The organism is Frankia sp. AgKG'84/4, assembly GCF_023242965.2.
Taxonomy (GTDB): Bacteria; Actinomycetota; Actinomycetes; order Frankiales; family Frankiaceae; genus Frankia.
On record NZ_JALKFU020000237.1, the window covers coordinates 1 to 7,727 of the forward strand.

The window sequence follows — 7,727 nt, forward strand, 5'->3', positions numbered from 1 at the left end:
GCCGCGGCCAGCGCCGCGGCGTCGGTGAACCGCAGCGTCACCTGCCCGCCGGGCACCCGGCGCTTCAGCTCGGCGGCCGTGCCCTCGGCGACCAGGCGGCCGCCGTCGAGGACCCCGATCCGGTCGGCGAGCTGGTCAGCCTCCTCCAGGTACTGCGTCGTCAGCAACACGGTCACCCCGTCGGCCACCTGCTCGCGCACGATCGCCCACAGGTCTCGGCGGCTACGGGGGTCCAGGCCCGCCGTCGGCTCGTCCAGGAAGATCAGTCGGGGCCGGACGAGAAGCGTCATCGCCAGGTCGAGGCGCCGTTTCATGCCACCCGAGTAGGTCCGCGCCCGCCGGTCGGCCGCGTCGAGGAGGCCGAAGCGTTCCAGCATGACGGTGACGGCGGTGGTCGCCCTCGACCGGTCCAGGTGCGCCAGGTCGGCCATCAGCCGCAGGTTCTCGCGGCCGGTGAGCAGCTCGTCGATCGCCGAGAACTGCCCGGTGACCCCGATCGCCGCACGCACCCCGGCCGGTTCGCGGCGCACGTCGAAGCCGGCGACGCGGATCTCGCCGTCGTCGGGGGTCAGCAGGGTGGAGAGGATGTTGACGAAGGTCGTCTTGCCGGCGCCGTTCGGTCCGAGCAGGGCGTAGACGGTGCCCGCGGGGACGGTCAGGTCGACGCCGGCCAGCACGGCGTGCTCGCCGTAGGACTTGGTGAGCCCGGCGACCTCGATCGCGGGGTGGGTAGCGGTCATGGCGCCATGCTGAAACCCTGACCCTGGGTCAAGGTCAAGACCTCAGTCTTCGCCGACGCCCGACCAGGACGCCCGACCAGGAAGGGCGGGCCTCAGGTCAGCGAGCGGGTGGCCGCGACGTCGTACTCGGCCACGGAGGCCGCGGAGATCGCCGCGTTCTGCTCGTCGCTCGGGCCGGCGCCGCGGAAGGCCACGACGGCGTGCCGGCTCTCCCAGCGCTCGAAGATGTTGATCCGCGCCGGATCGACCAGGTCGGCGCTGATCGCGAAGTCGAGGCAGCCCGGCGTGCGGCGCGCCTGCTCCATGACACCGGCGCAGCCGGCGAGATAGTTCCCGCGCTGGGCCGGGTCGACGAAGATCTGACCGGCGACGATCACCATAGGAACCTCTTCCACGTCACGGCTGGGTGGGCGGTCTCCACGCCATCCTGCCCTGGTCGTGGGGGGTCGGGCTGGGCTGGTGTTCAGTGCGATGGAATGCGGAGCGGCATGGAATCGGTGAGATCCACGGCGCCGATACGTGGCGACGGCGCAGGATGCGGTCTCACCGACCGTCGTCTTCCTTCCAGTGAGATACCTGTAGCCGCCGGCTGGTCTCGGGGGCGGTGCGCTGGCTTGTCGGGGTGGCTGACGGCGGCGCGTTCGTGCTCCTGCCGATCAGAGCGCTGCTCACAAGCGCTCGGTCCACTGATCGCGGACTTCCCGGCGCGTCGGCCTTCCGCCGGGAGACCAGAAGCGTGGCCGCCGAAATTAGCAAAATTGCGATGATCTGTCGCGAGCTGAGCGCTTCTCCCAGCAGGGTGTAGCCGACGATGGCGCCGACCGCTGGGCCCAGGCAGATCAGGACTCCGAAAACTCTGGCGGTGGTTCTGCGCAGCGCGTGCAGGTCGAGCGTGTACGGCAGCGCCGAGGAAAGGACCGCGACGAGCAGGCCCAGCGCCAGGTTCCGCGGGTCGTCGAGTCGGCTGACGTCACCGAAGACCAGGGCGAAGGGCGTGAAGGCGGTCGCGCCGATGAGGAGAGCGACGGCGAGGCCGGACAAGTCGGTGCTCGCGCGTCCGATGTGTCTGCTCAGCAGGACATAGGAAGCACGCAACACTGCCGAGAGCAGGCCAAGTGCCAGCCCAGCCGTGGTGACCCCGGCTCCGTGCGGAAAGGTGATCAGGGTGATTCCGCCGAACGCCAGCGCCGCCGTGGCGGCGTCCGCCCGGCTCCGCGACATCACGGTCGCCAGGGTGAGCGGGCCGAGGAGCTCGAGCACGGCCGCCACACCGAGGGGAAGATAGGCGACCGCCTGGAAGTACACCATGTTCATGGCCGCGAGAACGCAGCCCAGCGCGGCTACCGGGCGCATTCCCCTGGCCCAGGTCGCACGAAGGTTCGGCCTCGCCAGGGCCAGCAGAATCAGCGCGGCGAACCACAGGCGCATCAGGACGGTGGCGGTGGTGCCCACGGCGGGGAAGAGGTTCTTGGCCGCCGCGGACCCGCACTGCAGGCTGAGGACCTGAGCCAGGACGAGGCCTGCGGGTACCCAGCGGCCCCTGGCGCCTTTCTGGCGGCGTTCCGGGGTGTCCGCCGGGCCCCGCGGCTCGACGTCGCTAGCGGAGGCGGGCAGCGGGCACCGCGGCCGCATGGGCTCGGTTCTCCAGACCCCGTGCGAGGTCGCCCGCCTCGCGCATCCGGGCTGCCACACCCCGCCAGTACTCCACGGTCAGGTCGAGAAAGCCGTCGAACCCGGCCCGCACCCGGCTGAGGTCCGTGGGATCGGCGCACACCTGGGACGCGGACTCGACGGCCTGGATCCGGTGTTCCTTCTCGGCCTCCCCGATGTGAATGTAGAAGTACTCGCAGTGTTCGTGGAAGTCCTCTTCGGAGTGGTAGCAGTGCTTGTAGTTGCGCACCCCCTCGTACAGCCTGACCATCATTGAGTACGCCAGCCACTCCTGTGCCAGCAGGGCGCCCTGGACGACCCGCTGGTCATCCGCGCTGAATAGCTCGAGCTGACCGGAACTGAATGACCGGGTGCTGGGCAGGGGTGGCTCCCCGTAAAGCTCGTCGATGGTCACCGGCCGCCCTGAGACCCGGGTGAGAAGATCCTCGAGAAAGTCTTCGAGAAGGGTGAGATGAACTTTTTTTGGATTTCCGCCGCCATATTCGGAATACAGGTTCTTCACGCACTCGACCCGCGCGGTCCGATCTGCCGTGTTCACGACGGAGAGCGCCACCATCTCACTCGTCCTGATGGTCCTGCTGAGATATTCGACGGCAAACGCCCGGACTTCTTCTGCCGACAGGGACCGGGTTGTCCACCGATCGTAGAACTCGTTCCGCAGTGCCTCGTGCTCGAAGACTCTGGCTGCCATCTGCTCGATCTCGCCCTTCAGGGCGATCCCAGCGGTCTCGTTTATCACGGTCACGGGCTCAGCTCCTCCGGCTGCTGACGCGTTGCAGGTCGCCTCCGAGAGTGCTGGAATGGCAGGGTGCATTTCAACCATTACAGCGTGCATGGGGCTCATCTGGCGGCTGACCTGGCGAATCTGGAGAGGAATGCGCCCGCGAATCTTGTGCGGGCCGCTCTGCGGCGCCACAAGGTGGCCAACGCGGAGCTCGACAGCGAGGCGGCGCGGGCCGACCTGCTGCGCTGGGCGGACAGGTTGGACGCGTGTTTCGGCCTGCCCGCTGATGACCGGCTCTTCGACCTCGTCAACGACCTGTTGGAGGAATCGGCCGGTTCGCCGTACATCTCCGCACATGACGGCCGTCCACACCTGCACTACCGGATGCCCGATGCCGGGATCGTCGCACGAATCAGGGCCATCACGAGTTCCGGACTGGCCCAGGTGATCTGCGGCGACGGCGCGGACCGGCTTGGGCGATGCGAACGCGCCGGATGCGAGGTCGCCTTTGTTGACGTGTCGCGCAATGGCCGCCGCAGCTACTGCTCCGTACGGTGCGCGAACACAGCTGCGGTGGCACGCCACCGCGCCAGGGCGGCCGCGCGATGACGAGACACGGCGTCTGATCCGACCCTCGATCGCACGGCGAACCCCGCCGGCTAGCTGTTCCGGCGGTGCACGTGGTGGATGAGGCGGGCGATGCCGCGGTAGGGGTCCTGCGCGCCGGCTGCCCATTCGGCGTCGACGACGGTGTCCACGTCCGCGCCGGCCGGGGTGTCGCCGAGATGATCGGTGAAGGTTCTGATGCCGTACCACGCGAGTGACCGTGTCCCGGCGGTGGCGAGGATCGTGGCGACGTTCGCCGGATCGTCGCCGGGAGGCAGCGCCACCGCCGGATCGGTGGACCCCGTCGCGGGCTCGTCGAGGAGCGCGGCGGTGTCCCGCCAGCGACCCTGGAGTCCCGCGCGCAGCGCGAGTGCCGGTCCGTTCTTGCCGACCACGGAGATGATTCCGCCGGGCCGGGTGAGCTCGACGAGGACGTTCAGCAGGGGCCCGGGCTCGGGGACGAACATGATGACGCCGTGACAGAAGGTGGCGTCCCAGCCGGCCCCCACCAGGCCGGCGGCCTCCTGCCCGTTCCCCTGGACCAGGGTGACGCGCCGTCGGACCGCCTCGGGAACGTCGGCCAGCAGGTGTCGCGCCGCTGCCAGCATCTTCGGGTCGGGCTCGCAGACGGTCACGTCGTAGCCGCGACGGGCGAACTCCAGTGCCTGCACGCCGTTTCCGCCGCCGATGTCCAGCAGGCGTCCCGGCGCGGGCGGCAGGTGCTCGATCAGCGCGCGGGTGACCAGCCGCTGCCGGACGACTCCGCGCAGCGTCTCCGTATGCGCCACGTAGTGGTCCGCATCGGTGTAGTCCACCGTGTCCGGCCCATCGATGACGGCGAGAACGCGGGCCTCCTCGCGGTCGGACGCCGGTGGGCCACCCCGGGACGGAAGCTGATGGTCAAGATCGGGCATAGGGCGATCGCTGGTACGGGAGGGCTGCATCAGGCAGTGTTCCTTCCTTGTTAACCAGAGCTTCTCCCGTTCGACGCTGCCACGAACCTCTTTCGGGGGGGGTCCCGACATGGCCCCGGTCACCCTGGGGTGCCGCCGTCGCCGCGATGGCTGGTTTGGGATGGCCGGGGTGGGCTGGGGCGGCCGCAGCGCCCGGCGCACGCCATCGCGGGCCGGGCGCCGCGCCCGTTCGTTCGTCTGTCCGTCGCCCTCAGCCCCAGATCGCCCGCGACAGCGCGACGCCGAGGGCGGCGGCCGCGACCGCGGCGAACACGCTGCCGACCACATTGAGCAGGGCGAGGGTCCGGGAGCCGGTCTCGGCCAGCCGCAGCGTCTCATAGGAGAACGTCGAGTAGGTGCTCAGCGACCCGCACAGCCCCGTCCCGACCAGCGACGCCACCCGCGGCGAGGCGGCCCCGGCGCTCACCGCGCCGGCGACCAGGCCGAGCACCAGGCTCGCCGCGACGTTGACCGCGAAGGTGCCCCACGGGAAGGCCGTGTCGTGACGTGCCTGGACGGCGCGGTCGGTCAGGTACCGCAGCGGTGCGCCGACCATCGCCCCGGCGATCACCAGCAGCCAGGTCACCGGCCCGCTCCCCGTGCGGACCGTCGTCTGGCCAGCCGGGTCATCCCGGCCTCCGCGTGAGCCGTCGCGTCGCCGCGGCGGCCACCCACACGGCGCCGAGCGCGCCGAGCATCGTGCCCGCCAGGTAGGCCAGCGCCAGGTCCGCGCGGCCGGCGTCCATCAGGCGCTGCGCGTCGACCGCGTACGTCGAGAAGGTGGTGAACCCGCCGAGGATTCCGGTGCCCAGGAACGGGCGGACCAACGGAGGCACGGTCCGCGCCTCGACGATCAGCACCATCAGCACGCCGATCGCCGCGCAGCCACAGACATTGACCACCCAGGTCGTCCAGGGGAACCCGTCGGCCGGCGTCGGCCACGCCAGCCCCAGCCCGTACCGGGCGCAGGCGCCGATCGCACCACCGGCAGCAATCACCGCGAGCAGCCGGGCGGGCGCCCGGCGTAGCTCTTCGCGCTGCGCCGGAACGTGCAGATCGACATCGGGGTCGGTGGGCTCGACCGCCTTCCCGACCGCCTTCCCGACCGCCTTCCCGACATCCGTCACGGGCACTCCCCACCTGCGCGGCGCCCCGGCCAGCGTGGGCGCGACTCGTCACAAGCAGGGACCGTTGGCGGCGGTTCGCCGCGGTTCGGGTACGGCGGGCCCCACCGCCGTGGCGCCCGAAGGCCGCCACCGTCACTGTACCCAGGGGACGAGACGAGGTCGGCCGGCCTCTCGGCGGCAGCGGCTCAGGGGGCGGTCGCGACGACGTACGCCTCGGTGATGGGGACGACGGCGAGGGGGCCGGTGACCTCGCCGCGCAGGACGGTCCAGCGCCTCGCCGTCCGGTTGATGCCGCCGGCGGCCGTGCCCGGGGCCGCCCAGACTATGCCGCCCCGGTCGCAGGAGTAGGAGCCGACGTAGTCGGGATGGCTTTCCGGGGAGCTCCACGCGCCACCGTCACGCAGCCGGCACCTGTCACCGTCGGCCAGGCGAAGACCGAGCGGAACGGGACTGCTCGCCGCGGGCACCCTGGCGACGAGCGCCGTGGCCGTCAACGCGGACAGCGTGGTGGTGAACGGGTCGCGCAGGCAGAGCATCCGGCGAGGTCGAGGTGTCGGCCAGCAGGCGTCTGCGCCGGCGGCGCTCGGCGAGCAGTAGTAGATGTCGCCGCTCACCCCGGCCGGCGACGGATACGCCCGGCTGGTGTCCCCGCAGTCGATCGGCGAGCCCGGGTCGTCGCCACTCTCGTCGACGCTCCAGCCGCTCGCCACCTGCCCGCGCTGGTCGACCGGCGCCAGGGGGACCTGCCGGGTCGCCGCGCCGGGCGGCGCCGCAGGTGCCAGTCCACCGGGCAGCCCGCTCCCGGTGCAGCTCGCGAGGACCATCACCCACGCCGCGGCGATGATGGTCGCCGTCCCGCGGGCGCCGGTCTCGCGCCACCGCGTTCGGGCGGCACCCACGTCGCCTCCCGGTCGGTCACCAGAGCTGGGCGTAAAGCGCCGCGCCCTTTGGATGGGTCGTCGGATTGATCAGCGACGAATGCACGTTGTTGGGAAGGTCGTCGTTGAAATAGGCCTCGTAGGCGAGTATATCGGCGTTGTCATACATGGTCTTGTGCATCATCGAGATGTAGACCGGATTGTCGCCGCCGGCCTGGCCGACCTTGCTCGCGCCGGTGTCGCTCGTTCCGACCAGCCCCCACTCGGGCACGGAGAACTGCTTGCCGTGCTTGCGGGCGAACGCGATGCCCGCGCACAGCCCGGTCGGCTGTTCGCACTGCGCCGTGAAGGTGGCCTCGTCCTTGTTCGCCGGCCACTGATCGTAGGTGTCGACCCCGACGATGTCGACGTACTCGTCACCCGGGTAGTACTCGAAGGCGTCCGTGTTGTGGGCGTTGAAGGTCCAGTCGATCCGGACCTGCGGGGCGGTGGCGCGGATCGACGTGACGACCTGCCGGAAGCACGGCACCCAGTTCGTTCGATCCTTCGACACCGACCATGGGAACCAGGCGCCGTTGAACTCCCAGGCGGGGCGGACGATGCTGGCGCCGCGTCCCTGGCGTACCAGCCAGTCGCCGAACTGCCGCCAGCGCTCGTCGTAGGCGCCCGCCGCGCAGGACGCGATGTCCCCGCCATCGGTGGGGAAGAAGGGCTGCGAGATCACCCAGATGCCCGTGAAGCCCGCGAAGCGCTCGGCGCTCGTGCCCAGCCACGGCTGGGTGATGCCGGCCCAGCCGCTTCGGTCGCTGAAGGTGACGATGACGTCGACGGGGGAGCCGCGAAACTGCTCCCACGCGCGTACCTCGCTCAGCGACCCCGCCGAGATCCCGCTCAGGCCACCGGGCACCCGCCCGGCGCCCGGTGCGCCCGGTGCGCCCGGGGTGGCCGTGGGCCGCGGTGCCGGTGCTGCCGAGGCCGTCGAAGATCGCGTGACCTGGGGCGCCGCCGCCGGCGGAACGCCACGACCG

General features: G+C 70.9%; 10 protein-coding genes. 1 reads left to right on the top strand and 9 read right to left on the bottom strand.

The genetic code is table 11. From position 1 onward, the window contains the following. The 4 genes from MXD58_RS15375 to MXD58_RS15390 form a co-directional block, all read right to left on the bottom strand. The coding region (locus MXD58_RS15375) for an ABC transporter ATP-binding protein (protein WP_250609438.1) at positions 1 to 740 on the bottom strand (740 nt) is incomplete at its 3' end. Positions 741 to 832: 92 nt separating this feature from the next. Beyond that, a complete protein-coding gene (locus MXD58_RS15380) occupies positions 833 to 1,120 on the bottom strand; it encodes a putative quinol monooxygenase (protein ID WP_248837424.1) in 288 nt (95 codons plus the stop codon). A 163-nt stretch (positions 1,121 to 1,283) separates the two neighbouring features. Beyond that, positions 1,284 to 2,372 (bottom strand): EamA family transporter, encoded by a 1,089-nt coding sequence (locus MXD58_RS15385; protein ID WP_248837425.1) that lies wholly within the window; start codon positions 2,370 to 2,372, stop codon positions 1,284 to 1,286. Next, complete coding sequence (locus MXD58_RS15390) at positions 2,338 to 3,156, bottom strand: iron-containing redox enzyme family protein (protein WP_248837426.1); 819 nt, start codon at positions 3,154 to 3,156, stop codon at positions 2,338 to 2,340. Before MXD58_RS15390 ends, MXD58_RS15385 begins: the two co-directional genes overlap by 35 nt. A 174-nt stretch (positions 3,157 to 3,330) precedes the next feature. Between MXD58_RS15390 and MXD58_RS15395 the strand changes: the two genes are divergently transcribed. Next, complete coding sequence (locus tag MXD58_RS15395; RefSeq protein ID WP_250609439.1) at positions 3,331 to 3,744, top strand: CGNR zinc finger domain-containing protein; 414 nt, start codon at positions 3,331 to 3,333, stop codon at positions 3,742 to 3,744. Between the two features lie 50 nt (positions 3,745 to 3,794). Here MXD58_RS15395 and MXD58_RS15400 read toward each other — a convergent pair whose 3' ends face one another. From MXD58_RS15400 to MXD58_RS15420, 5 genes are all read right to left on the bottom strand, one after another. After that, the gene (locus MXD58_RS15400) at positions 3,795 to 4,655 is read right to left on the bottom strand and encodes a methyltransferase domain-containing protein (RefSeq protein ID WP_248837428.1); all 861 of its coding nucleotides are present in this window, start codon (positions 4,653 to 4,655) and stop codon (positions 3,795 to 3,797) included. 250 nt (positions 4,656 to 4,905) lie between these two features. Then, positions 4,906 to 5,280 (bottom strand): fluoride efflux transporter CrcB, encoded by a 375-nt coding sequence (gene crcB, locus MXD58_RS15405; RefSeq protein ID WP_248837429.1) that lies wholly within the window; start codon positions 5,278 to 5,280, stop codon positions 4,906 to 4,908. 40 nt (positions 5,281 to 5,320) lie between these two features. Further along, positions 5,321 to 5,821, bottom strand: coding sequence for a fluoride efflux transporter CrcB (crcB, locus tag MXD58_RS15410; RefSeq protein ID WP_248837430.1), 501 nt, complete (start codon positions 5,819 to 5,821; stop codon positions 5,321 to 5,323). 185 nt (positions 5,822 to 6,006) lie between these two features. Continuing rightward, positions 6,007 to 6,720 carry a hypothetical protein gene (locus MXD58_RS15415; RefSeq protein ID WP_248837431.1) on the bottom strand — a complete coding sequence of 238 codons (714 nt, stop codon included), beginning with the start codon at positions 6,718 to 6,720 and terminating at the stop codon, positions 6,007 to 6,009. Positions 6,721 to 6,736: 16 nt separating this feature from the next. Beyond that, the coding region (locus tag MXD58_RS15420; protein ID WP_250609441.1) for a glycoside hydrolase family 26 protein at positions 6,737 to 7,727 on the bottom strand (991 nt) is incomplete at its 5' end.

What these genes read in the sequence shown, in the direction of transcription:
- MXD58_RS15380 (WP_248837424.1), bottom strand. Translation starts at nt 1,120, where the DNA reads ATGGTGATCGTCGCCGGTCAGATCTTCGTCGACCCGGCCCAGCGCGGG.
- MXD58_RS15385 (WP_248837425.1), bottom strand. Translation starts at nt 2,372, where the DNA reads ATGCGGCCGCGGTGCCCGCTGCCCGCCTCCGCTAGCGACGTCGAGCCG.
- MXD58_RS15400 (WP_248837428.1), bottom strand. Translation starts at nt 4,655, where the DNA reads ATGCCCGATCTTGACCATCAGCTTCCGTCCCGGGGTGGCCCACCGGCG.